Below are 22,760 nucleotides of genomic sequence, written 5' to 3'. Positions count from 1 at the left end.
ACCAGAGCCCGGGCCGGGGATCACGAGGGAAGCGAGCCTGGGAGCGCTGTCACCTTCGTCAGGTGCTCCGAGCCGACTTCGGCCTCCTCCGTGCGGAAGCAGTACGGGTAACGCAGCGCAAGCCACTTCGGGCTCACGCCAGCCCACTCGGCAACCGTGACCGGTGAGATGCCCAACTTCAGCCACATCACCAGGCACGACTCACGAAGAATGGCGATGGGCTCCCCCAGGCGCCACGTGTACAGCTCGTCGCGCGGTAGAGCGGCTTCCTGAGCCTGCTCCCAGATCCGCATGTACGTGGAAGCCGTGAGCGGGCGGTCATGCACGCCCGGGAACAGCAGTTCGTCTTCCTGGAGACCGGCCTCGTTGATCCACTCGCGCAGGAACTCAACGATCTGCGGCTGAAGGGGAACCTTCCGCTCAGTCCCCTTATGGCGGGCCGTCAAGCTTGCCTCGCCGCCCTCCGAGAGAACCACGTCACTCACTCGCAGAGCGTGAGCCTCACTCGGACGCAGAGCCAGGTCGGCGACGGTGCGCATGAAGGGGTACACCGAGTGATGGCCACCCATGTTTCCACGGATCGCCTTGAGCAACGAACAAATCTGCTCTGCGGAAAGCAGCCATTCTTCGTCCATGACGTCGACAGGCACAGCTATGAACTCCGAACTCCTCGGCGGAATACCTCAATGAGCCACACGGAGAACCGCGCGACAGATTCAATGATCCGCGGAATCACCGGTTTGGCTAACCGGCGATCGTCGGCTATGTTGCCCCGCCTACCCAACGCTTAGGTGCACGCAAAAACAGCAGGGCATTACCGCGCTTCTCCGGACTGTTCTAGGTTTGCTTGCTTCGCCGCCCTGTTCCAGTCCGTTGCCGACTCGATGTGTCTGCCGTCGGCGAATCACCACGGCTGCAGCGTCACAAAGCTCCCCGTCGGCAGGTTCGCCCGTTGGCGCCGAGGAATCGGGCAGGTGCCTTCAAAGCACTTGGCCGCAGGTTCGAGTCCTGCCGGGGGCGCCATCGACCTGCCGTCGTGCGCGCGACGTTTCTGCAGGTCAAACGGGGTGCGGCCGACGTATCGGGGCGACGGGCTGCGGCGCTGCCGCTTCCCCTTCAGTCCGGGTGGCACCGGCCGCATCCGGGATTCTACGGGTATCTGTCCCCCAAGGGGTGTAGCGCAGACCGGTGCCGCACCATGAGGATGGGTAGGACACGCGTGAGGGAAGGACGTAGATGGAAGCGCAGTACGAGGTGCGGGCAGCAGGCACGGCGGACTATATCGACAGCCAAGCAGGGTACTTCTCCCGTGTGCAGGTGAGCTGCCGTGAGTGCGATGCCCGCACCGGACTGACCCTGACCGCGCGGGGCGACGACACGCAGATCACGTGCCCGGCCGGGCACGTGACCCGCGACTGGAGGCTGGGCTCCGAGGCCGTACGCGACGTCGCCGCTGCGGTCGCCGACGCCGGTGTCGAGGTGGTGCCGGCCGACGCCGAGATCCGGCTCCGGGTTCCGACCCGGACGGAAATCCTGCCCGACTACGAGGACATCATCTGATCATCGGCTCGGTAGGTTGATCGGCTATGAAACCGATCGCCTTCCGGCAGGGGCAAGACCTATGGGCAGAAGGGGACACCCCGTCCCTTCTGCACGCCTACGTGGTCGTTGACCTCGGACGTCACCCGGACCTCGCCGACCTCATCCGCGGTGTCCGTACCGCGACCAAGGACGACCCGCTCGCCCACGTCGGCGACTTGTGGTTCCACATCACCCTGTACCAGCTGAGCCAGAAGCCCGCCGCGGCGGTTTCCGCGGCCGAACGGCATGCGCTCATCGAGGCCCTGGCCGCGGAGATGCGCTCCATCGAGCCCTTCACCATCACGGTGGGCAGTGCGCTCCCGTACGGCTCGGGGATCATTTTCGATCTCAGCCCCGACGAGCCCCTGAATGCTCTGCGCGCTGCCACCACGCGCGCCTTCGAGGCCGTGCTGGGCGCCGACGCCACTTCCTATGACACCGCCGTCCTCCACCTCACCGAGTCGTACGCCACCGCCGAGGTCGCCCTGACCCACTTCCACCAGATCCACCGACGGGTACGCCGCGTGCGTCCCAGTCACGCACCCCTACACATCGACACCGTCGACCTGGTCGACGTCACCGCCGACACCGAGGCGAAGACCATCACCTGGGTGCCTGTCGCCGCACCGATCCCTCTCGGACAAGCCCATGGGCTGTCAGCCCCGTCTGCCATCCGCCCTGCGGGCATCCACTACCCGCGGCACCGGCCAGGCAGCGGTGCGTGCTTGTGCCACTCGCATCATGGTCGCTGAGGCCCCGATCAACGTAAGCCAAGCCGGACCCGATCACCCGCCACGATGCAGCGGCCCGGAACGGTGCGCACTATCCAAGTGCACGCTAGAGGCTGGTGGATGGAGTGCGCCCGACGTCCCGGCCTCGTTGTTGCGCGCCGGTGCGGCACCCCGCGCAGTGCCGTTGCCGTCGGCTTTCGACTTGGTCGGCAGGTCGACTGCATAGCCCGCGGCTTTCGAAAGTCCTCCGAGGCCGTGCCGGGCCTCGGCCGCTGAGGAGTCGCGCTGCTGTGGAGGCAGGTGCGCGAACCGGGCCTGGAACGGAGCGGGGTGGCGGTAGTAGACCGATCGAACTGTTCGAACTTCGGTAGCGTGCGCCGCGGTACTGCCTAAGAAGCAACGGCTCCGGTGCGCCGTGCGAACTCCTTGAGCCCGGGGAGAGCGCGAGGGCTGTACAGAAGATCAGCTGTCAGGGCCTGGATCGCCGGACGCCGGGCTTCTTCGGGGGCTTCTCGTTCGACGGCGCGCAGTGCGGTGTAGGCGCGGTGGGAGTCGCCGATCTGGTGCCACATGCGGGCGGTGTCGGTGAAGTAGCGGGCGCGGCGTTCGGCGGTGGGCAGTTGTGCGGGGATGACGCTGGTGACGTGAGGTACGCCTTCGTCGGGGGTGTGCAGGGCGTTGTGGGTGCTGATGGAGTACATCGCGCATTCGGCGGGGCTGGCCTGGATGGTGAACAGCCCGAGCGGTCGGCCGGTGGGGAGGCGTGCGGAGGTTTCGGTGGCCTCTTGGAGGAGGTCGAGGGCGGTGCCGCGCTGGCTGGTGGAGGCAGCGGTATAGGCGGCGGTGAGCATCAGGCAGGTGCGGGCGGCCAGGGCCTCGGGGGCGGGGGTGCCGCGTTCGGCGCCGAGGGAGGTCGCGGTGTTGGTCAGGAAGTCGACGGCGGCGGGGCTACGGCCGGCCCGGCGCATGGTGATGGCCGTGACCCGTGCTGCCTCGGCGATCGGGACGGGGTCGCCGCTGGCGCGGGCGGCGCGCAGGGCGAGGACGGAGGTGGCCCAGGCGGAGTCGGCGTGCTGTTTGACGGCCAGTTCGGTGGCCAGAACGTACGCACGGGCGACGAGGATCTGGGCGCGTTCGCGCGCGCGGCCGGTGGCCGCATCCCGGGTGGCTTCGGCGGCGGCGATCAGCGGAGGAAGCATCTGCCCCAGGGCAGCGTAGTGCGCTGCTGCGAAGTCGTCGCGGGCGGCGGCAAGCGCGGCGACGAGCTGCTCGTAAGGGGCGGGCCGCGCGTTCGGCGGGTTCAGCAGCGCGTGTTCGAGGGCGGCGGCCGGGTCTTCAGGGATGGCTGCGGCTGTTCCGGTCATCAGCGAGGCGCCGATCCCCAGCGCACTGGCCATCATGGTGCGGCGTCGCACATCGTCCTCCTGGGCCTGGGCTGCCGGCGTCAGCCTAGTCTCCTCGTCCGGCGTCTTGGGGTGCGAACTCATCACCGTGGCGGGTGAATCGCTGAGGCCGAGCAGAGCGAGCGGTATGTGCAGGCCCTCGGCGATGCGGATGAGCACGCTGAGACTTTGCACTTGGCGCAGGCCCCGCTCGATGTCGGAGACATCGGACTGAGCGAGTCCGATCAAGGAGCCGAGCCGGGTCTGGCTGGCGCCGGTATGCCGGCGGACGAACCTCAACAGGGCGCCGATGTCGCGGTCCCAGAGCACCCGCCGGGCGTCTTCCCGCTCCCACAGGCCATCCGGGACCTCGATGTGCTGGGCGGTGTCGTCGCTGAGCCGCATAGTGTCCCCCTTCGAGGGGTGAGTCACGAGCCAGCCCGTTCAGCGTAGAGCCGGGGTGACGCCTCGCCAGGGGGCGTGCGGGGGCGTATCGGGGCGTCCTATAGGCCGCCGGGATGGCACTGTGCGCCGCCGGACTCGCACGCTGTGCAGGCAAGGACGAGAGCCGCCCGGCCTTCACCGGGACGGCGGACGCCGAGCGTTCGGAGGTCCCATGTCCATACTCATCTTCGCGCCCCACCCCGACGACGAAGTCCTCGGATGCGGCGGCAGCACCGTGCGCCACACGGAAGAGGGCCGTCGCGTGCAGATCGCCCACCTCAGCTCCGGCGAGCACGGCGTATCCGGCGCCGGCCAGCAGGAGGCCGTGGTACTGCGGGAGGGCGAGGCGCGGCAGGCGGCCGGGGTGCTAGGCGTGCACGAGCAGGACCTGCACTTCCTGCACCTGCCCGACGGCGGCCTCGACCCCACGGACGCCGGGCAGTTCCGGGCGGTGCTGAAGCTGGTGCGCCGGGTACGGCCCATGGTGGTCTTCCTGCCGCACCCCGGCGACGGTTCTTTCGACCACCGGCAGGCGTATCTGTTGGTCTGGCGGGTCCTGGAGATGTCCGGGAGTCGGAACTACGCCGACTGCGGGGAGGCGCACTGGGTGCCGACCGTGCTGGGGTACGAGGTGTGGGAGCCGGTGGCGCGGCCGGCGCTGCTGGTCGACCTCGGCCCGGCAGCCGAGCGCAAAGAGCGGGCGCTGGCCTGTTACGGCTCGCAGCACAAGGGTCCGGGCCAGGCCGAGCACACCGGCTCGGGAGCGTTGGCCCTGGCCCGGTGGCGAGGTGCGGCGACCACCGGCGGGTGTCGGGAGGCGTTCGCGGTGCTGCGCTTGGATGCGCGGGCGGTGGCGTGGTGAGCGGCCCGGCTGCGCGCACGGCCGCGGTGCTGGCGTGGGCCGGTGCGGCGGCGGTGACGGTGCGGGGTGCAGGCGGGGCGGTTCGTACGGCGCAGTCGCTGGCCTGGCTGACCGCCGTGTCCCCCGCGGGGATCACGGCACGGGCCGACGCGAGCGGGACTCGGTTCGTGCTGGTGCTGCCGCTGCTGCGCGAACAAACGATCATCGGGGAGGCGCTGGACCACTTCGAGAAGACGGCGGCGGCCCGGCCCGGCACAGTGCTGCTGGTGGTGACCACCGCGCGGGAGGAGGCCGAGCGCGCCGGGCACGAGCGGCACCTGTCGGACCTCGCGCACGCGGTGGCCACCGGCGTCTCGCCGGGACGGGTGGCCTCCCGGTTCGCGGGCCTGCTGCCGCGCGATCAGCTCCTGGCACTGGTCGACCGGTGCTCCGGTCGTCCGTACGCCCAGTGCGCCGAGCGGGCGCGCCAGGCGCTCGACGCGTTGCCGACGACCGCCGAGCTGGCCGACGCGTTGTGCGCACAGGCCCGCGGCCGGGGCGTGGACGTGCGGCACCTGCACTACCCGCACTCGCAGGGGGCGATGGCGCACCAGGTCAACTACGCCGCCGACCGCGTCCTGGCCGAGCTGGAGCCGGAGGAGCGCCGCCGGTGGTGGATCGGACTGTACAACGCCGACTCCCGCCCGCACCCGGACACTGTGGCCGCGGTCGCGGCCCGCGCCGCCGATCCGCAGACCTGCATCGTGCAGCAGTCCGCCCTGTTCACCGGCAACTTCGCGGAGATGCCGCGCGGCCTGGCGGGGGCGACGGCGGTTGGCGCGGCGTGGCTGCAGTCGCGGTGGACGCTGGCGCGGGAGATCCCGCGGCTGCGCCGCCAGGCTGCCGCCGCCCGCGCCGGTCACCGACCGGTGCTGGCGCACTGCGTCGGGCACGGCCTGTTCGTACGCGGCGATGTGTGGGCGGCGTGGGGCGGGCTGCCGACCGAGACGATGAACGAGGACCTGGCGCTGGGCTTTGTCGCCTGCGCCGCCGGCGTGCCGATCGACCCGCTGCCGGTACTGGAGATCGGCGATGCCCCCACCAGCCCGCTCGCCTTGGTCCGGCAGCAGTCGCAGTGGTTCTGGTCCTACGCCCAGTACCCGGCCATGGCCCGCCTGGCCGCCGCCCGCGGCCTGGGCACCCCGGCCGTGCGGTGGCGGCTGGCCGCGGCCGGCCTGGGGCGCGGAGCGCTGTGGCTGGGCCAGTCTCCGGCTGTGGCCGCCACGCTCGCGCTGCCGATGCTGCACCGCCGTGCCGGAGGGTCGCCTCGCTCGACCGTGACCGCCGGATGCGTTTCGGCGCTCGCGCTGGGCACCTACCTGGGGCTGCCCGCCCGGGCCCTGGCCGCCCGCGAGCCCGCCAGTGGCAGCGCACCCCGGTGGCGGGCCGGGGCGGGGATGGTGCCGGCGGCGCTGCTGTTCTCCGCCGGGCCCTGGCACTGCCTCGCCCGCGCCGCCTGGTGCCGCCTGACCAGGCACACCACCTGTCACGCCAAGACCGAACGGTGAAAGGGGGCCGGGCGATGCACACCACCTCGGACAAGACGGCCCTCACGAGTGTCCTGGACACGCTCCGTACGGAGGAGGAACTGCTGGCGCGGGTGCTGGAGAACGCACCGCCCGCCCTCGGCCCCGCCTCAGCGATGCTGGCCACCTACAACCGGTGCCCCTTCGACCCCGACGGTCCCCGCGGCGGAGACAACCCGCTCGGCTGGGCGCTGGACTCCTTGCGGGACCAGGCCGGTACGGCGCTGGCGGAGATCGTCGTCGTCGACGACGGATCCAGCGACCACACCGGCGCAGTGCTCGCCCGCTACGCACGTCTGCCCGGCCCGGTGCCGGTGCGGACGGTTCGGCTGGACGGGCACCGGGGGCCGGCGGCGGCGCGGACGGCCGGTGCCGCGGTGGCCCGGTGCCGGTGGCTGCTGTATGCGGACGACGACTGCGTGATGCCGCCGCTGTGGGCCGCCGGGGCGAACGCCACCATGGCCGCCGCCCGGCGCCGAGACGCGCGCGCGGCCGCCCTGATGCTGCCGGTCTACTACCGCGCCCTCGCCCCTACCGAGGCCGCCCCCACGGCCACCATCGGACGGCTGGACGTGGAACGCGCCCGATTCTCCACGCACTTCGACTGCTGGCCCACCGGCCACCTGCCGCCCCGCCGGCTGCCCGGCGTCGGCGGGCTGCTGGAGCCGCTGCGGGTGGACCTGGTCGGCGGGGTGCTGCTGCTGGACCGACAGGCGCTCGCCGACGTCGGCGGGTGGGCCGACCAGAGCGTTTGGGCCACCTCGTACGCGGACCAGATGACGCTCTCGGCCGATCTCACCGGCGCCGGGCACACGCTGTACTTCACGCCGGACCCGCGGCTGGGCTCGGCGCACTTGAAGTTCGGCGCCGTGGGCCGCTACCCGGACGCCGAGCGCGAGCGGCCGGTGCCCGGCTGCGGGCGGCTGCTGGGAGACCTGGTCGACATCTGCGCCGTCCCCCGTACGGACACCGGCTGCCGCACCACCCCGGAGGTGTTCTTCGAGGAGGAGACCGGGGCGCTGTTCGCCTTCTTCGCCTCTCGCAGTGCACGCGGCGCCCGGGCGTGGGCGCTGCGCACGTACCGCGACTTCGTTGTACGCGGCATCGTGCACTCCAAGATGATGCCCACCGGCCCGGCCCTGGCGGAGCGGCGCGTGCTTTGGCGCCGTGGCCTGGCCCGCGGCGCCGCCGTCGCCGGGGAAAGAGCCTGGCGGATCGCGCAGGAGGCGGTGGCCGCCGTCGGCGAAGAGCCGCTCAGCCGCCCGTGAGGGCGTCGGTGACCAGCTCACGGTTGCGGCACCACCAGCCGATCAGCGCCGAGGCCCCCAGGAACAGATGATCACACGAGGGATCGCCCTTGTCGTAGTGCATCTTCAGCTGCCACACGTCGCAGATCCGCTCCCAGCGCTGCCGCTCAGCGGCCTCCGCCAGCACCACGGCAGGCAGATGGCACGCCTTGCGGTAGCCGCCGGCGAACGCGGCCACCAGCTCCAGGTCGAGGCCGTGCTCGTCTCCGGCGCCGAAAACCAGCGGCAGCGTGGCGGTCCGTACGACCTCGTCCGCATACGGGCGCACGCCCAGCCGGTCCCAGTCCAGCACCGCACTGACCGTCGATCCTTCCCACAGGAGGTTCAGATCATGGAAGTCACCATGCGTCCATCCGGCCGGTCCGCGCTCACCGTCCTGCGGGCGGTGCTTGGCCCACCGGTCCAGCAGGACGCCGCGATCGGCGAGCGCGCGCTGCGCCTGGGCGTCGAAGGCGGTGCCGCCCGCGGCGGCCTGGCGGCGGTAGTTCTCGATGCGCGCGAGGGCCTTGGCCGGGGAGGTGACGGTCACCGGCACCGTGTCCGGTGCGGGGGGAAGGGCGGCGGCGAGTGCGGTGTGCAGCTCGGCGAGCAGCACACCGACCGAGGCGGCCTGCTCCCGGCTCCAGGAGCGGGCGGGCACCATCTGTCCGGATGCCCAGGGCGTGAGCGCGTACAGCCGACCGCCCACCGCGGCGAGGGTGTCCCCGCCGGGGGTGGCCTGCGGCGCAGGGACGGGAAGCCCGGCGGCGGCCAAAGCGCGAGTGGCCGCGTGCTGGCGCCGCGCGGCGTCGGGCCCGACGTCGAGGACTTCCTTGAGCGCGTACCGAGCGCCACCGACGCGGACGTCCCAGTTGCGGTTCATCAGCCCCTCGGGGATCAGCCGCACCGCCTGCGGCGCCGGAAGGCCGAAGCCGGCCAGAGCCTCGGCGCAGACCCGCTCATCCGTACGGTCTGCCTGCTCCATGCCCTAGCTCCTCATGCGTCTCGCCTGCTCTTTCCCGCCCCAGGACGCCCGAGCGTACCGAGTGCCTGCAAGATCACGCGGAGGTTCCGGTGAAACCCTCCCTGATCGAGCGATCCGGCTCCGCCCAGACGCTGCGGCTGGCGGTCGAGGGCCTGTGCCTGGCCGGGAAGTCCACCCTGGCTGCCGCCCTCGCCCCGCACCTGGGCGCGCGCCTGATCCCCGAGTACGCCGATCTGGCGCCCCTGCCGCCGTGGCCACCCGCCGACGCGACAGCGGTCCACACGGCTCTGGAGCATCTCGCCGCCGTCGAGCACGGGCGGCAGCTGACGGCCGAGCGGCACCGCATGGTGGTCTTCGACCGGTGCCCGTTGTCCCTTGCCGCCCACGAAGCGGGGATGCGCGCATGGGGCGTCCCGGCCGACGGGGCGTATGCGGCCCGCCTTTTCGACAAGGCCCCCGTGCCGGACGCTGTGCTGCACCTGACGGTGCCCGAGCCGGTCGCCCGCGAGCGGCTGCTCGCCCGTGGACCGCTGCCGCCGCATCTGATCGCTCCGCCCGTACGGGCGGCGATGGCCGGCTACTACACCGCGGCGCTCGCCCGCCTGCCCGGCCGGGTACTGCGCCTGGACGCCACCCGTCCGCTGCCGCAGCTCCTGCATCAGGCGCTCGACTTCCTTCACCACCTGCCCTCGCCGGCCGCCGAGTGCTGGGCACTGCCGGTTCCGCAGAGCACGGGGAGGTATTCGTGACCACCGCCCCGGCTCTGTCCGCCGCAGCGCTCGCCGTGGCGCAGGCCCGCGCCTGTACGCCCGGCTTCACACCCGCCGGTGCCCCGCTGGCGACCGAGACGTCCCTACTGGTGCCAGGCGCCGTCGGCCACCGTGCCGCCTTTGCGAAAGTGCCGACGGACCGGCGCCCGTTCTGGCTTGAGCGGGCCCGGCACGAAATCGGCATATACCGGCTGCTGCGCACCCGCCGTCCCCCTGTGACGGTGCCGGAGCTCCTCGGCGCCGACGAAGACGCCCCCGTGCTGGTCATCTCGCGCCTGCCGGGCGTGCCGCTCGCCGCCCACCGCTACCCCCGCACGCCGCTGCCGGCGTCCGCGCTCGCCGCGCTGCTGAGCGCGCTCGATGCGGTGCACGCCTGGCGGCCGGACGGCGTGTGGCCGGACGACAGTGACTACCCCGCCCAGCTCGCCGAACTCACCCTCCTGACCCCCGCGCACCTGGCCACGGCCACCCGTGCCTTCGCGTTCGCCCGGCAGCGGCTGCCTCTGCGTCTCGAATTCGGTGACGGGCACCCCGGCAACGCCCTCGCCGTGCCGGGCGGCGGCCTGCCGGCCCTGGTGGACCTGGAATTCCTCGCCCGTCGGCTGCCCGGCTACGACCACGCGGTGCTGTGGGTCCTGCTCGGCGACCACCCGGCCAACCGCCGCATCAGCCTCGACGCCGCCGGCCAATCGGATGCCGCCCGCGCGGCGTTTTGGACCGCCGCGACCCTGTACGCCGGCCGTGAGCTCGTCTCCCACCAGCGGTGGGCCCCCGCCCCGTCCCGGCGGCGCCGCATCCCGCGCCTGCACGCGGACCTCGACCATGCCCTCACCCAGCTCCACACCCTCGACACCGAAGGACGCCTCCGATGACACACCCCACCGCCGCGGTCACCTTGCCGGCCACGCCCGTCAGCAGCTTCTACGGCTACGACCGCGGCACCCCCGTCGACCGGTACTTCATCGCCCGGTTCCTCGCCCAGCACGCCCACCTGATCCGCGGCCATGCCGCCGAGGTGAAGGACGACGGCTACCTGCGCGCCTTCGGCACCGGCGTGACAACGACCACGGTCATCGACATCGACCCTGCCAACGAGCATGCCACCCTGCACGCCGACCTCACCGTCCCCGGCTGTTTGCCGGACGGCACCTTCGACGCGATCGTGCTCACCCACTCTCTCCAGCTCCTGGCCTACCCCGAGACCGCGCTGGACAACTGCTACCGCGCGCTCGCCCCCGGCGGCGCCCTGCTGCTGACCGTCCCCACCGTCGGCCGGCTCTCCCTGAGCACTCCCGGCAGCGACTACTGGCGCCTGACCCCGCCCGGCCTGGTGCGGTTGCTGTCCACATGGGAGGGCGAGGCCACCGTGACCGGAGCCGGCAACCTCACCACCTGCCTGGCGATGCTCCTGGGCTACGCGGCCGAAGAACTCACCCCCGGAGCCCTGGACCAGGACGACCCCGGGTGTCCCCTGCTGGCCTGCGCCGTCGCGACGACACCCCGCTGAACCACCCGCCCACCACCGGGAAGGACACCAGCGCATGAGCCTGATCAGCCTGCCGGAACAGCGAGCCCCGCACGCTGCCGTCGTCTTCGACTGCGACGGACTCCTGGTCAACACCCAAGGCGCCTGGGACCGCGCCTACGAAGCCCTCTTCGCCCACTACGAGCGCCGCCTGGCCCGCGCCGACCGGCACAGCCTCGTCGGACTCCAGCTCGTCCCCCTCGGCCACCGCCTCGCCGACCTCCTCGACCACCCCGCACCTGCGCACGTCCTCGGCCAGCAGCTGTACAACCTCGTCCAGAACAACCTGGGCGCCGGGCACGCCCCGATGCCCGGCGCCGTCGACCTCGTCCACGCCCTCGCCGGCACCCGGCCGCTGGCCGTCGCCTCCAACACCCCCGCACCGATCGTCCGCGCCTACCTGGAAGAGCACTTCGACCTCGCGGCCTTCGATGCCATTCGCGGCAGTGACACCGCCGCCCGCCCCAAGCCTGCCCCCGATGTCTACCTCGACGCCTGCGCTGCCATTGGCGCCGCCCCCCACCGTACGATCGCCTTTGAGGACTCCCCCACCGGAGCCGCAGCTGCCCTCGCGGCTGGCCTGCATCTGATCGCCGTCCCGTCCGCCCCCGATCTCCGCTTCGACGCCCACCTGCGCGTTCCCGACCTCATGGCACCGGAGCTGTGGGACCACCTCGGCATCCGGCCCAGGCCCGCGCACACCGCATGACCCCGGACACCTATCGCAGATCAGCCGCCAGGCCCAGCAAACCGGCGCTGCTCTGCCCCCCCCCGCCCAACTGCTGAGGAGGCACAGATGGCACGGATTGTGCTCTGGGACATCGACCACACCCTCGTGTCCACGCGCGGCGTTGGACGAGCCCTGTGGGCGCAGGCATTCCGCGAGGTCACCGGCATGGAGATGAAGGGACAGGTGAGGATCGACGGTCTCACCCAGCCGGTGATCTTCCGTGGGACGGCAAAGCTGCACGGCCTGGTCACCAGCTGTGCTGCTTTCGAGGCGTTCGCGCAGACGCTCGGCGAAGGGCACAGGCGGCACGCAGTCGAACTGCGAGAGCGAGGGTGCGTCCTGGACGGCGCTGCTCGGGTCCTTGCCGAGCTGGCCGCTCGTGGCCACAAACAGACCGTGGTGACCGGCAACATCCGGGTCGCAGCAGAGGTGAAGGTCACCACTTTCGGTCTTGACCAATACCTCGACCTGGCCGCCGGCGCCTACGCGGAAGATGCTGAGGAACGCACCGAGCTGGTGTCGATCGCGCTGGAGCGCTCGGAGCGCCAGCCTGCTGATGCCGTCTTCATCGGCGATACCCCGGCGGATGTGGCAGCCGGACTCAGTGCTGGTGTTCGCACCGTAGGCGTCGCAACCGGGCGGAGTAGCGCCGATGACCTGCGTGAGGCCGGGGCGCACGTGGTGCTATCCGACCTCTCTGACACATGCGGCACGGTCCAGGCGCTCACTACCGAGTCGTGACCCGTCCTGCCAGGGGCCGTGGCCAAGCGGAGGCACCTCGGCGACCAGAGACCAGGTCCCGGTGGACGGGCCAGAGCTTACTGGTGGGCGCACTACGGGGTTACACAGCACACTGCGTGAGTGTTTCGTCCAACCGCGCGGCCGTGGCGGAGGCATCGGTGTGGTGGATGGTGCGGATGCCCAGCGCTTCGGCCGGGGGGAGGTTCTGGGCGTGGTCGTCTACGAAGACGCACTCCGGTCCGGTGAGCCCGAGAGCATCGAGTGTTCGCTGGTAGATGGCCGGGGACGGCTTCCTCACTCCCTCGACCTCCGACAAGATCACGGCGTCGAAGCCCTCGTGCATCCCCAGTGCCTCATACGGGTTGAAGGGGCGTCGGCCGAAGCTGTTGGAGAGCATGGCGACCTTGATCCCGGCTTCACGTGCCTTCTGAGCTGCACTGACGATGGCCGGCTCGGGCCGCAGATTGGCGAGGGCCCGGCGCATCAGGTCAGTCGGGTCGATGCCGAGGATGCCGCCGATCACCTGGTTCCAGTCCTCCTGCGTCGCCCGGCCCACTTCGAGGTCTGCGTAGACCTGTATCCCGTCCGGGTGCTCTTCGAGGGCGTGGAAGTAGGCACCAGGGGAAAGCCCTTCCGACTTCTCGAACGCGATGCCATTGAACCGCATCCGCGTCGTGAGGACGCCACCGAAGTCGAGAATCAATCCGCGATAGGACAAAGCAGCTCCTTGCGTAACGTAAGGCGTAAAGCGGCCTCCCGCTGCGCGCCGCGCGTAGGGAGACCGCTGTACCTCTCACACGTGAGGGACTCCAGTATTACGCCTCGGGTGCCAGGCGGGCATACGCTCAAAGAGCACCCCGGACGACGCGACGAGAGGTCAACCGATGCCGGAAACAGTGAAGTTCACGCTCGGCCAGCGCATCAAATACTTCCGGGAGAGGGCAGGGCTGTCGCAGAACGCGTTCGCCCAGCTGGTGGGCCGCACCGAGAACTGGGCATGGAAAGTCGAGCACGACCAGATCCCGATCGACAGCTTCTCCATGCTGATCAACATCTGCGAGGTCCTCCACATCAAAAACCTCGCGGACCTGACGGGCGGCTTCGTGTCCGGGACCACGACAGGCACGGCCCAGGAACACCCGCAGGTCCCCGAGGTCCGGCGCACACTCTCTTTGCCGGCCTCCCTTCTGTCCGACTCGATCGGTGCGGCGGATGTGAGCGCCGTGGCTGACGATGTGCGCGATGTGTGGAGCGTGTACGAGAAGCAGACGAAAGACCGGTACACCCAGGTGGGGAAGCGTCTGCCGAGGCTGCTGCGCACGGCGCACGCGGCGCTGCGTGACGCCGGGAACGACGAGGAGGAGAGGCAGGCGCTCCGGTTCCTCGTCAGCCTCTACGGGCTCCACCAGATCTGGCTGCGGCGCGTGGGCGAACCCACGCTGGCCCGTATCGCCGCCGACCGCGGGCTGTCGGTGGCCGAGGACGCCAACGACCCGGCACTTCTCGCCGCAGCAGCCTGGAATCTCTCGTGCGTGCTGACATCCGCCGGCGACGTCGAGGACAGCGTCGAGCTGGCCCGTCAGGCCATCGACCGCTGCCACCCCGGCGAGGAGGCGACCAAGGAACACGTGTCGGCGTACGGGGCCCTGCACCTTCAAGGCGCTGTCGCCGCCGTGCGAGCTACCGACCGCCCGGTCGCCTGGGACCTGTTCCGCAATGCCGAGCGGATCGCCGAGAGGCTCGGGGCAGACCACAACCACTGGCACACCTGCTTCGGCCCGACCAACGTCGCGATGCACGGCGTCCACCTGACCGCGGAAGAAGGCGACACCAGCGAGGCCCTGCGCCTGGCAGATCAGGTGAACGTCCCGACGGACATGCCGCTGGAACGCCAAACGCGGTACAACATCGAACTGATGAACTGCAACCGCATCCAGCGGGACGACTACGCGACCGTGCACATCCTGGGCAAGCTCAAGAAGCAGTCCCCCGAAGAGACCGCCTTCTCACCGCTGGTCCGCGTAGCCGTCACAGATCTGCTCAAGCGAGAGCGGCCCACGTTCCGCCAGGAGCTGCGCGACATCGCCCAGCACATCGGAGTGGCCGCGGCTTCATGATCAAACAACCCTTACTGCCGGTCAGGGTTGCATCTGAGTAAGGGGGCGCACGTCAAGTCCCTCCTATGGTCCAGTGCATGACGGAACGTCAAGCACTGGACCATCGCCGTGCTCTCGACGGTTTACGGGTCGATCTGCCCCCCGACGCGCGAGTGCAGCACACGCACGCCGGACGCATCGCGATCCCCCTCGGGCTGACGCGAGGACGTGAGCCTGTCGGTGATGCCCTTCTCGTCATAACGGCGGAGCTCGCGGAGAAACTGCACGCCAACCTCGGTCACCTGCTGTTCCCCAGTGCCGAGGAGTCAGCGTCATGAGCGCAAGCCGCCGCACCGTTGCCGACCGTGTCCGGCGCCTTACGCTCGCCGACGCGTCCATCACCCCGCTGGTTGGGCTGATCTCCTGTGCCCCCGGCCCCGCCCGGCGTATTCCCGGGCAAGGTATCCGCCGCCGCGCCCAGCTCCGGGAGTCGCTGTCCGGCGTCCGTGCTCCGGAAAGACGGCCCGAGATGAAAGACGCCTCGATGGAGCTGGTGATCCGTGAGCTCGGGGAAAAGCTCACCGACGAGCATTTCCAGCTCGTAGCGGTTGCTCGCGAGGCCGGCCGCCTCTTCGTCCAGGAGCGCTGGCCGGCATCCACCGATCTGATCGATGCGGTGCAGTGGGTGATCGCTGAGCTGGGAAGCAACGCCCTGCGGCACGGAGACGGGCGGGTGAGCGTTGACATCGGCTACCTCGCCTCTGAGCACCAACTCCGCATTACGGTGACAGACCAGTCGAGCAAGAGGCCCGTCCTCGCCTCTTCCCCTCCCAACGTGGACGCTGTGAGCGGACGAGGGCTGTGCATCGTGGCGTCCTTCGCGAACGAGCACCATGGGCGGCTGGACGTGCACGCTGGGTCTTCCGGCAAGGCGATCTTGTGGAGAATCCCGGCTCCCACCGCTGTCGCACGCAGCGGGAGGCGGAGCGCGTAATGCTCGACTTCTCCTCGGGGCGGCCCCCCTCGACACCGAGCCCGACCGGGCCGAAGGCATCGGTTACGCCACATCAGCGCCGGGGGCTTGAGCGACCGCTCGGGCGTGAACTCGACGTATCGTCGCAGCCCCTGAAGGTGAGGGTCGTACCGGTGGCCCAAGCCCTGGACTACACCTACTTCCAGCACCGGCTGGCCGACCCGGCGCTCCTGCGCCGCAGCCTGGCCCTGCACATCCACAGGGATGCGACGCTGGCCGTGCCAGTCGGCGGTACCCGTCGTGGCGGTTTCACCTCCTCCTGTTGTCTGCGCTGCGGCCTGATGATCCAGCAGTCCCACGGCAGGAGCCGCCCCGCCCCGCTGACGCCGCCCGGTGCAGCTGGTTGCACCTGCCAGACCGGTCCGGGCCCCGGCGCCTGTGGTTCAGCCCGCGGCACGACGCGGCGGGAGCCGGTGCTCGATGCTCGTTCGAGACCCACACCCCACTTGCCCCTCCCCTTCTATCCGGGAAGCCGACCACATGACCACGGACATCCCCGCGCCGCCCGGTGTGGCGGGCCCGGCACACCGGCAAGACCCGCGCCAGGCCGTCGTCGCGGCGCTGGAAGCCGCTGGCGCCACGGTGGAGCCCCCCGGCCCGGGGGCACCGGCCTTGGAGATCACGGCGCGCTTGAGGTATTCGGGACTGCCCTTCGCCAGCGTGAACTTGTCGCCCCTCCGAAAGGAGCAGGCCGCCGAGATTCTGCGCCAGGCGCTGATGCGGCGCGGCGTCGTCGCGCACATCATCGCTCTCGACGGGCCGGACGGTGCCTGGCGCACGGTGGTGCGCCCGAGCAGCGTGCAGGACGCCGTCCGCCTGGCCGAAGTCGTCGTGAAGCATCTGCCGCCGGTGTACGCCGCCGCGCACCGTCTGCGCACCGTGCTGCGCGCCGCCGGACTGGAGCAGCCCTGTGTCACGGTCGACGGCTCCTGGGAGGTCCCGGCCAGCCGGGTGGTGCTGGGCCGCATCCGGGCAGACCTAGCGGGCCGGCTGCTGGCGCTCCTGGAAGCCGCCACCGACGCCGTTTCGGAGAACGAAGACCAGCTCGGGGACCTGCCACAGCGCTTACTGCGGCTCGCCGCGTCGTCGGACGCGAGCTGCGGGCATTGCGGTCAGGCGACCGGGCTGGACCTCGGCGTTCTGGAGCCTGCTCAGGCTCTGCGGCTCGCCGAGGCCGTGGCCGCGCGCCTGCCCTGATGAGCGTTTCTACCGCCTGCCAGCGACGGACCGAGGAGTCTCAATGACGAAGTCAAGCCGCCTGCGTGACCGGCGGGGCGGAGGTGAAGATCCGTCCGTCACGCAGCAGCGCCCACAACACGCTCGCTCGTCGACGGGCCAGGGCGATGACGGCCTGGACGTGCTTGCAGCCCTCGCTGCGTTTCTTGAGGTAGAAGTCCCGGTTCGGTCCTTCGCGGATGATGCTGGTCTGCGCGGACATGTAGAAGACCCGTCGCAGGCGGCGGCTGTAGCGCTTGGGCCGGTGCAGGTTGCCGGTCTCGTCGACCACAGCCGCCCAGTGGTGGCCCTTACCGGCATCGACACCAGCCCAGACCTGCTCTTTCCGCTTGCTCACGTGCCCCTCCTCGTCCCACACGGCATGCCGTCGGCCCGAGGAACACCCCGCTGTCATCTCCGTAATCAGCGACCGCACACAGCGCGCACATCTCAATCAGCAGCCAGGGCGCCCCGGAGAGCCGGACGGCCACTCCTCGGGAGCCACAACTGGCAAGAACCCGTCAGCCACATCCGGCCCTCCCGGGCCGCACAACAACTTACGGAGAAACCCGTGGAACGGACCTCGCCGAGGGAGTTCCTTGACGCCGACGGTACCCCGGCGATCGCCGTCGACGGTGTCCGGATGTCGTACGCCTGCCGCCCGGAGTGCACGGTGGTCACCTTCACCGGGATACGCGGAGGGCTGGATCTGTACAACGCTCCCGTCTTCCGGGACCGGCTGCGGGACCTGGTGGCCGGCGGCTGCGGCGACATGGTCATCGTCTTGGTGGACATCGGCTACGTCGATGAGACCGCCCTCGGTGCCTTCGTCTTCGTCCACAAGCGCCTGCGCCCGACGGGCCACGGCGTGCGCATCGTGGACGCCGATCCCGGCAGCCACATCCGCAAACTGGTGCGCCAGACGGGTATGACCAGCATCTTCCCGCTGTTCGACCGGCTGGAGGACGCTCTGGCGGAGCTGGCGGGAAGCGGCGCGGGGATGGGTGAGGCCGCCGGCGCGCGGGCCGGTCGGACAGCTCCCACCGAGCACCGTGCGCACAGCGGCGGGCCGCCCGGCACCTGACCCGCACCCCTTCTGTTTCTGGCACCACTCATCTTGTCCGCGGCCCGGCTGGCCGGGCCGCGGCCTCTGTACCGGAGAGACTTCATGTCAGCCGCCACCACCACGTTGCCCTGGTTCGTCCGCTTCGACGATCGGGCCGCGGCAGTGCACCGCACGCCGGAGTTACCCCCGGCCACGGTCCAGCTCGGCTTGCGAATAGGGCTGCAGGCAGTTGAGGACCTGCTCGCGTTCCACCACCGTGTCGGGCCTGTGCTGTGCTGTCTGGTCCACCACCAGGTGCTGGTGCCCGTGCCGGCGCAGGCCGCCGACCGATGGCACGCGCCGCAATCGGTGTGCAGCCCCCTGATGCGCTGCGCGACCGCTCCCGCCGGATCCCGCTGCCACCGGCTGTGGCTGGACCCCGGTCGAGGAAACAGCACCACCACCGACAGCCGGGCGTTGCACGACGCCTACCTGGCCCGGCGTGGGCGGCACGAGGGAGGGCACCGGCCCCCGGCGAGCCACTTTGAGCGCCGTCCGGCCCTCGCAACAGGCAGACCCCCTGCCTGGTAACGCCCGCAGTACCGCTGTTCGTCGCTCGTGCTCATCTCAGTTCGTCCGTGAGGTTGTCATGCCTGTCCCTGTCCCGACGACGGCTACCGGTGCGCCCTCCGCGCGCCATCGGGCGCCGCACACCACCGTCCCTTTCCGGGCGCTCACCGCCCTCGCCCTGGTCCTGCTGGCCGGAGGGACAGACGTGCTTTCCGCGCCGCCGGCGGCGCGGGAGGCCGTGGCCTGGTGCGCCGCGGTGGCGGGGGCTGTGGTCGTCGTGCTGGTCGTCGTGATGGAGCGCCGGGTGGCCCGGATATCGCGCGAGCGTCGGGAGGCGTGCGCCCGGGCCGCCCGGCGGCAAGGAGAGGTGGCCCGGGTTCGGGATGAGGTCCGCTGGCTCGGTGCCCGGCTGCTTCCCGAGGTGCTTCAGCGTCTGGAGCAGCGCGAGTCCGCCCGGACCATCATGGAGCGGCTCGGTGCCGAGCGTGCGCTGGCCGAGGACCAGGAGGTGCGGGATCTGGTCGAGGCGGTGGTCACGGCGGTGTGCCGGGAGCGGCGTGAGCGTGATGGGGCCGTGGACGTGCTGCGTACTTGTGCCACCCGGGTGCAGACCGCCGTGACCGCGCTGCTCGCCCTGCTCTCTGACCGGGCGCGGCCGTATCAGGATGGCCGGCTCGAAGTGATCAGCTGCGCGGACGTGCTTGCGGATTTCAATGCGCTCGATGCCCGTTTGTCGCGGCTGGGACGCCACAGCCAGGCCCTGCTCGCCTTGACCGATGCCCGCACCGTCGGCCGCCGGTGGCCCCGTCCCATTGAGGTGGAGCGGATCGTGCGGGCTGCGGTCGGGCAGAACGAGGGCCACCAGCGGGTGCGGTGGTCGATCCCCCAGGACGCCCGGCACGCGGTGCACGCCCGAGCGGTCAACGCCGCCGTTCACACCACGTCTGCGCTGATCGAGAACGCTCTGCAGTACAGCCCCCCGAATACGCAGGTCAGTGTGAGCGTCATACCTCTCGCCGCCGGGCTGTCCATCCGCGTCGAGGACAGCGGGCTGGGTTTGCCTCCCGAGACACGGGAGCGGGTGGCGCGCACGGTGGACCTGGACCGCTGCCCGCGCACCTTCGCCGAGCTGTCGGGAGCCCAGCTCGGGCTGGCCAGCGCCCGCAAGTCCGCCGACCGCTTCGGCATGAGGATCGCCTTCGGCATCTCGCACCGGCTGGGCGGGACCGAGGCCAGCGTCCTCATCCCCTGGGAATGGGTGACGGCCGTGCCCTCGGACCGTCCGTCGCCGCCTGCCGCACCGCCGCAGCAGCTTCCCGCCGCATCCGAACACACCAGCCGCCCCCTCCCGCTGCCGCCCGCCGACGAACGCTCGCACGCAGCGTCGCACCCGCCCCCTTCCAGCTCCGGCCGGCGGCTGCCGGTCCGCAAGCGGGGCGCCACGAACCCCCCGCCGCGCCCGCAGGCCACCCCCGCCGCCGAAGTCCCGCTGCGGCCGGACACCGCCCAGCGCATGGGCGCCTGGCGTGCTGCCGTGCGGCCCGTACCCCCCTCTGCCCCCTTCACCGACACACCGGAGACCTCCGCATGAGCACCCCCGACCTGGCCTGGCTGATGACCCAGCTGCGCAACGACCTGCCCGGCTGCCACAACGTGCTGCTGACCAGCAGCGACGGGCTGCTGAGGGCATCGGACGACCGCTTCGAGAGGGACACGGCGGACAAGCTGGCGGCGCTGTGCAGCAATTTGATCTCCACCAGCCTGGCCGCCGGCGGGCTCTACAACGACCGCTCCTTGCGCACGGTGGTCATCGACCTGGAGCGCCACCAGCTGGCGGTGGTCAACGCCGGAGACCGGTCGATCCTGGCCGTCGTCGCCGACGCCGATGCGGACCCCGCGCTGATCGGCACGGCCATGATGCAGATGGTGGAGAAACTCGCGGAGCACCTGGGCACCGCGGCGCGGGCCCCGGAGCACACCTCGTCATGAGCCGCCCGGACGTGGACGTGCCCGACCGCTGGTTCGTCGTCACGGGCGGACGCACCAGCCCTGACCACGCCCTCGATGCGATCACGCTCATCGTCACCGACCGCGGGGACACAGCCGGGTTGCAGGGCGAAGAGGCCCGCATCATCACGATGTGCCACAAGCCGCTGGCGGTGACGGAGATCGCCGCCCGCCTGGGGGCGCCGCTGGGCGTGACCAAGGTGCTCATCTCCCGCCTGCTCGACGAGCACCGGGTCCACGCCCGGGCCCCGGCCCTCACCACCGCTTCCGACGACAAAGCCCGACTGTGCGAAAGGCTCCTCCGTGGTTTGCAAAAGCTCTGATCCCGCCCCGGACGTCCTGTTGCCGGCAAGCACCAGCGCGGCGGCCAAAGTGATCGTCGCCGGCGGCTTCGGCGTCGGCAAAACCACCTTCATCGGTGCCGTCAGTGAGATCACGCCGCTGACCACCGAAGCGGAGATAACCGAAGACAGCACCGGCATCGACGACGTCGCCGGCGTCCCCGACAAGACGACCACCACCGTGGCGTTCGACTTCGGCCGCAAGGCCGTGGACGACGACCTCGTGCTCTACCTGTTCGGCACACCGGGACAGGAACGCTTCTGGTTCCTGTGGGACGGCCTGTTCGACGGCGCGCTGGGAGCCATCGTGCTGGTCGACACCCGCCGGCTCAAGGACGCCTTCGTCTATATCGACCGCTTCGAGGCCGACCAGCTGCCCTTCGTGGTGGCGCACAACGTCTGGTCCGGGGAAGACGACGCCCATCCCCTCACGGACATCCGGGCGGCGCTGGACCTGGACAGCGGGGTACCGCTGATGCGCTGCGACGCCCGGGAGCCGGACTCCGCACGGCACGTCCTCATCAACTGGGCCACCCACGCCGGCGAGTACTACGCGGCCCCGGCCGGTCAGGAGCCAAGCCGTGTCTGATCCCACCTCGTTGGACCCTGCGCTGGTTGAGCTGCCCGCCACCCACTACGGCACGGTGCGCCTGGGAGATCCGCACTACCAGAGCGATTCCAAGACCGTCTTCCGTACGCTGCGCCAGGCCCACGGTCCGGTCGCCCCGGTACTGCTGCACGGCGGCGTCCCGGCCTGGCTGGTCCTGGGCTACCGCGAGCTGCTGCGGGTGACCGATGATCCGGACACCTTCGCGCGCGACTCGGCCCGCTGGCGCCTGGGGAACCACCTGCCGCCCGACTGGCCGCTGTGGCCGCTGCTCGGCGGCGGCCCGGCCGGCCACTCACTGATGTACGCCGAGAAAGAGGCGCACCGTCGGCGCGCCGGAGCACTCAACGCCGCCCTTGATGGCATCGACCGCAAGGAATTCGCGGCACGCTGCGAGGAGTTCGGTGAGCAGCTGGTGCGCCGCTTCGCCGCGGTGGGCCGCGCCGAGCTGATGGCCGACTACGCCATGCAGCTGCCGGTCATGGCGATGAGCTGGGCCCTGGGGGTGCCGGCCGAGTACGGCCCGCATCTGGTCGAGGACTTCGTCACCATGATCGCTGGGGGGCCGGAGGCAGTCGCTGCGCAGCAGCGCTCGCGCGAAATGGTCGCCCGGCTCGTCGACGACAGCCGCGGCCGACCCGGGAGGCACGTCACCGCGCGGCTCGCGGCCGACCCCGCGGGCCTGAGCCGTGAGCAGCTCGTCGAGGACCTGCTGGTGACGCTGACGGCCGGGCACCAGACCACGGCCTACCTCATCGGCAACGCGCTGCGGCTGATGCTCACTGACGCGCGTCACACCGATGCGTTCCTGCGCAGCCACCTGCCCGTGCAGGAGGCGATCAACGCGGTGCTGTGGGACGACACTCCCACCCAGACCTACGCCGGCCGGTTCACCGCCCGCCCGGTCACCCTGGGCGGCTACACCCTGCCCGAGGGCGACCTAGTCCTGCTCGGCTTCGCCGCCGCCAACCGCGATCCGTTCATCCGCCCCGACGTTACCGCCGACCTGGACGGCAGCCGGGCCTATTTGTCCTACTCCCACGGTGAGCACAGCTGCCCGCACGCCGCCCGGGACCTGTCGCAGGTAATGGCCACCACCGGCATCGACGTGCTCCTCGACGCACTGCCGGGCGTGCGCCTGGCCTGCCGTCCGGAGGAACTGCGCTGGGATCCCTCGATCTGGATGCGGGGCCTGAAAGCCCTGCCCGTGTGCTTCTTCCCCGCCCCGTAACCCCACCCTTGCG

25 protein-coding genes and 2 pseudogenes are annotated in these 22,760 nt (G+C 70.9%); 21 read left to right on the top strand and 6 right to left on the bottom strand.

What is annotated here, in order from left to right; all coding sequences use genetic code 11:
• Positions 1 to 20 precede the first annotated feature (20 nt).
• Positions 21 to 650, bottom strand: a complete 630-nt coding sequence (locus tag ACZ53K_RS32325) for a tyrosine-type recombinase/integrase (protein ID WP_468843687.1) — start codon at positions 648 to 650, stop codon at positions 21 to 23.
• 586 nt (positions 651 to 1,236) lie between these two features.
• Between ACZ53K_RS32325 and ACZ53K_RS32320 the strand changes: the two genes are divergently transcribed.
• Both ACZ53K_RS32320 and ACZ53K_RS32315 read left to right on the top strand, forming a co-directional pair.
• Entirely contained in the window at positions 1,237 to 1,560 is a 324-nt protein-coding gene (locus ACZ53K_RS32320) for a hypothetical protein (protein WP_468843685.1), read from the top strand.
• 26 nt (positions 1,561 to 1,586) lie between these two features.
• Positions 1,587 to 2,333, top strand: coding sequence for a 2'-5' RNA ligase family protein (locus tag ACZ53K_RS32315; RefSeq protein WP_468843682.1), 747 nt, complete (start codon positions 1,587 to 1,589; stop codon positions 2,331 to 2,333).
• Between the two features lie 368 nt (positions 2,334 to 2,701).
• On the opposite strand, the gene ACZ53K_RS32310 is transcribed toward ACZ53K_RS32315, so the two are convergent.
• The gene (locus ACZ53K_RS32310) at positions 2,702 to 4,099 is read right to left on the bottom strand and encodes a helix-turn-helix domain-containing protein (protein ID WP_468843680.1); all 1,398 of its coding nucleotides are present in this window, start codon (positions 4,097 to 4,099) and stop codon (positions 2,702 to 2,704) included.
• 211 nt (positions 4,100 to 4,310) lie between these two features.
• Between ACZ53K_RS32310 and ACZ53K_RS32305 the strand changes: the two genes are divergently transcribed.
• From ACZ53K_RS32305 to ACZ53K_RS32295, 3 genes are read left to right on the top strand one after another with little or no spacing between them, the layout of a single operon-like run.
• A complete protein-coding gene (locus tag ACZ53K_RS32305) occupies positions 4,311 to 5,000 on the top strand; it encodes a PIG-L deacetylase family protein (RefSeq protein WP_468843677.1) in 690 nt (229 codons plus the stop codon).
• Positions 4,997 to 6,547 (top strand): glycosyltransferase family 2 protein, encoded by a 1,551-nt coding sequence (locus tag ACZ53K_RS32300; protein WP_468843674.1) that lies wholly within the window; start codon positions 4,997 to 4,999, stop codon positions 6,545 to 6,547. Before ACZ53K_RS32305 ends, ACZ53K_RS32300 begins: the two co-directional genes overlap by 4 nt.
• Before the next feature lie 14 nt (positions 6,548 to 6,561).
• On the top strand, positions 6,562 to 7,833 hold the full coding sequence (locus ACZ53K_RS32295) for a glycosyltransferase family A protein (protein ID WP_468843671.1): 1,272 nt from the start codon (positions 6,562 to 6,564) through the stop codon (positions 7,831 to 7,833).
• Here ACZ53K_RS32295 and ACZ53K_RS32290 read toward each other — a convergent pair.
• Positions 7,820 to 8,836: a phosphotransferase gene (locus ACZ53K_RS32290; protein WP_468843669.1), complete on the bottom strand. Its 1,017-nt coding sequence runs from the start codon at positions 8,834 to 8,836 to the stop codon at positions 7,820 to 7,822. The two genes, ACZ53K_RS32295 and ACZ53K_RS32290, sit on opposite strands and share 14 nt — an antisense overlap.
• A gap of 89 nt (positions 8,837 to 8,925) precedes the next feature.
• Here ACZ53K_RS32290 and ACZ53K_RS32285 point away from each other — a divergent pair, with 89 nt between their 5' ends.
• The 5 genes from ACZ53K_RS32285 to ACZ53K_RS32265 all read left to right on the top strand — a co-directional run bounded on the left by ACZ53K_RS32285 (position 8,926) and on the right by ACZ53K_RS32265 (position 12,602).
• A complete protein-coding gene (locus ACZ53K_RS32285) occupies positions 8,926 to 9,585 on the top strand; it encodes a nucleoside/nucleotide kinase family protein (RefSeq protein WP_468843667.1) in 660 nt (219 codons plus the stop codon).
• Positions 9,582 to 10,478 carry a phosphotransferase gene (locus ACZ53K_RS32280; RefSeq protein WP_468843665.1) on the top strand — a complete coding sequence of 299 codons (897 nt, stop codon included), beginning with the start codon at positions 9,582 to 9,584 and terminating at the stop codon, positions 10,476 to 10,478. The genes ACZ53K_RS32285 and ACZ53K_RS32280 overlap by 4 nt, the downstream gene beginning before the upstream one ends.
• Positions 10,475 to 11,113, top strand: a complete 639-nt coding sequence (locus ACZ53K_RS32275) for a methyltransferase domain-containing protein (RefSeq protein WP_468843662.1) — start codon at positions 10,475 to 10,477, stop codon at positions 11,111 to 11,113. The genes ACZ53K_RS32280 and ACZ53K_RS32275 overlap by 4 nt, the downstream gene beginning before the upstream one ends.
• Positions 11,114 to 11,147: 34 nt before the next feature.
• A complete protein-coding gene (locus ACZ53K_RS32270) occupies positions 11,148 to 11,840 on the top strand; it encodes an HAD family hydrolase (RefSeq protein ID WP_468843660.1) in 693 nt (230 codons plus the stop codon).
• 87 nt (positions 11,841 to 11,927) lie between these two features.
• On the top strand, positions 11,928 to 12,602 hold the full coding sequence (locus tag ACZ53K_RS32265) for an HAD family hydrolase (RefSeq protein ID WP_468843657.1): 675 nt from the start codon (positions 11,928 to 11,930) through the stop codon (positions 12,600 to 12,602).
• A 100-nt stretch (positions 12,603 to 12,702) separates the two neighbouring features.
• On the opposite strand, the gene ACZ53K_RS32260 is transcribed toward ACZ53K_RS32265, so the two are convergent.
• Entirely contained in the window at positions 12,703 to 13,320 is a 618-nt protein-coding gene (locus ACZ53K_RS32260; protein WP_468843655.1) for an HAD family hydrolase, read from the bottom strand.
• Positions 13,321 to 13,486: 166 nt separating this feature from the next.
• Here ACZ53K_RS32260 and ACZ53K_RS32255 point away from each other — a divergent pair, with 166 nt between their 5' ends.
• The 5 genes and pseudogenes from ACZ53K_RS32255 to ACZ53K_RS32235 all read left to right on the top strand — a co-directional run bounded on the left by ACZ53K_RS32255 (position 13,487) and on the right by ACZ53K_RS32235 (position 16,928).
• Positions 13,487 to 14,719: a helix-turn-helix domain-containing protein gene (locus ACZ53K_RS32255; RefSeq protein ID WP_468843653.1), complete on the top strand. Its 1,233-nt coding sequence runs from the start codon at positions 13,487 to 13,489 to the stop codon at positions 14,717 to 14,719.
• Between the two features lie 77 nt (positions 14,720 to 14,796).
• The gene (locus ACZ53K_RS32250) at positions 14,797 to 15,036 is read left to right on the top strand and encodes a hypothetical protein (RefSeq protein ID WP_468843651.1); all 240 of its coding nucleotides are present in this window, start codon (positions 14,797 to 14,799) and stop codon (positions 15,034 to 15,036) included.
• The gene (locus ACZ53K_RS32245; RefSeq protein WP_468843649.1) at positions 15,033 to 15,692 is read left to right on the top strand and encodes an ATP-binding protein; all 660 of its coding nucleotides are present in this window, start codon (positions 15,033 to 15,035) and stop codon (positions 15,690 to 15,692) included. The genes ACZ53K_RS32250 and ACZ53K_RS32245 overlap by 4 nt, the downstream gene beginning before the upstream one ends.
• Positions 15,692 to 15,979, top strand: a pseudogene (locus ACZ53K_RS32240) (DUF6302 family protein); the annotation flags it as partial. The gene ACZ53K_RS32245 and the pseudogene ACZ53K_RS32240, both read left to right, overlap by 1 nt.
• 232 nt (positions 15,980 to 16,211) lie before the next feature.
• Positions 16,212 to 16,928: a hypothetical protein gene (locus ACZ53K_RS32235; RefSeq protein WP_468843646.1), complete on the top strand. Its 717-nt coding sequence runs from the start codon at positions 16,212 to 16,214 to the stop codon at positions 16,926 to 16,928.
• Between the two features lie 52 nt (positions 16,929 to 16,980).
• On the opposite strand, the pseudogene ACZ53K_RS32230 reads toward ACZ53K_RS32235, so the two are convergent.
• Positions 16,981 to 17,226, bottom strand: a pseudogene (locus ACZ53K_RS32230) (IS110 family transposase); the annotation flags it as partial.
• Positions 17,227 to 17,517: 291 nt separating this feature from the next.
• Between ACZ53K_RS32230 and ACZ53K_RS32225 the strand changes: the two are divergent.
• Positions 17,518 to 18,030 carry an STAS domain-containing protein gene (locus ACZ53K_RS32225; RefSeq protein WP_468843643.1) on the top strand — a complete coding sequence of 171 codons (513 nt, stop codon included), beginning with the start codon at positions 17,518 to 17,520 and terminating at the stop codon, positions 18,028 to 18,030.
• Between the two features lie 162 nt (positions 18,031 to 18,192).
• Here the strand turns inward: ACZ53K_RS32225 and ACZ53K_RS32220 are convergent, their stop codons facing one another.
• Positions 18,193 to 18,348, bottom strand: coding sequence for a hypothetical protein (locus tag ACZ53K_RS32220; protein WP_468843640.1), 156 nt, complete (start codon positions 18,346 to 18,348; stop codon positions 18,193 to 18,195).
• 292 nt (positions 18,349 to 18,640) lie between these two features.
• Between ACZ53K_RS32220 and ACZ53K_RS32215 the strand changes: the two genes are divergently transcribed.
• Genes ACZ53K_RS32215 through ACZ53K_RS32195 form a run of 5 tightly spaced genes read left to right on the top strand, consistent with a single transcriptional unit; the run spans position 18,641 to position 22,747 of the window.
• Complete coding sequence (locus ACZ53K_RS32215; RefSeq protein ID WP_468843638.1) at positions 18,641 to 20,152, top strand: sensor histidine kinase; 1,512 nt, start codon at positions 18,641 to 18,643, stop codon at positions 20,150 to 20,152.
• Positions 20,149 to 20,550, top strand: coding sequence for a roadblock/LC7 domain-containing protein (locus ACZ53K_RS32210; protein ID WP_468843635.1), 402 nt, complete (start codon positions 20,149 to 20,151; stop codon positions 20,548 to 20,550). The genes ACZ53K_RS32215 and ACZ53K_RS32210 overlap by 4 nt, the downstream gene beginning before the upstream one ends.
• Entirely contained in the window at positions 20,547 to 20,891 is a 345-nt protein-coding gene (locus ACZ53K_RS32205) for a DUF742 domain-containing protein (protein ID WP_468843632.1), read from the top strand. The genes ACZ53K_RS32210 and ACZ53K_RS32205 overlap by 4 nt, the downstream gene beginning before the upstream one ends.
• Positions 20,892 to 20,907: 16 nt before the next feature.
• Complete coding sequence (locus ACZ53K_RS32200) at positions 20,908 to 21,498, top strand: GTP-binding protein (protein ID WP_468843789.1); 591 nt, start codon at positions 20,908 to 20,910, stop codon at positions 21,496 to 21,498.
• Positions 21,491 to 22,747 (top strand): cytochrome P450 family protein, encoded by a 1,257-nt coding sequence (locus tag ACZ53K_RS32195; RefSeq protein WP_468843630.1) that lies wholly within the window; start codon positions 21,491 to 21,493, stop codon positions 22,745 to 22,747. The genes ACZ53K_RS32200 and ACZ53K_RS32195 overlap by 8 nt, the downstream gene beginning before the upstream one ends.
• Positions 22,748 to 22,760 lie beyond the last annotated feature (13 nt).

It is taken from the genome of Streptomyces sp. NPDC033221 (genome assembly GCF_055577005.1).
This window is presented reverse-complemented; position numbering and strand designations above follow the sequence as displayed.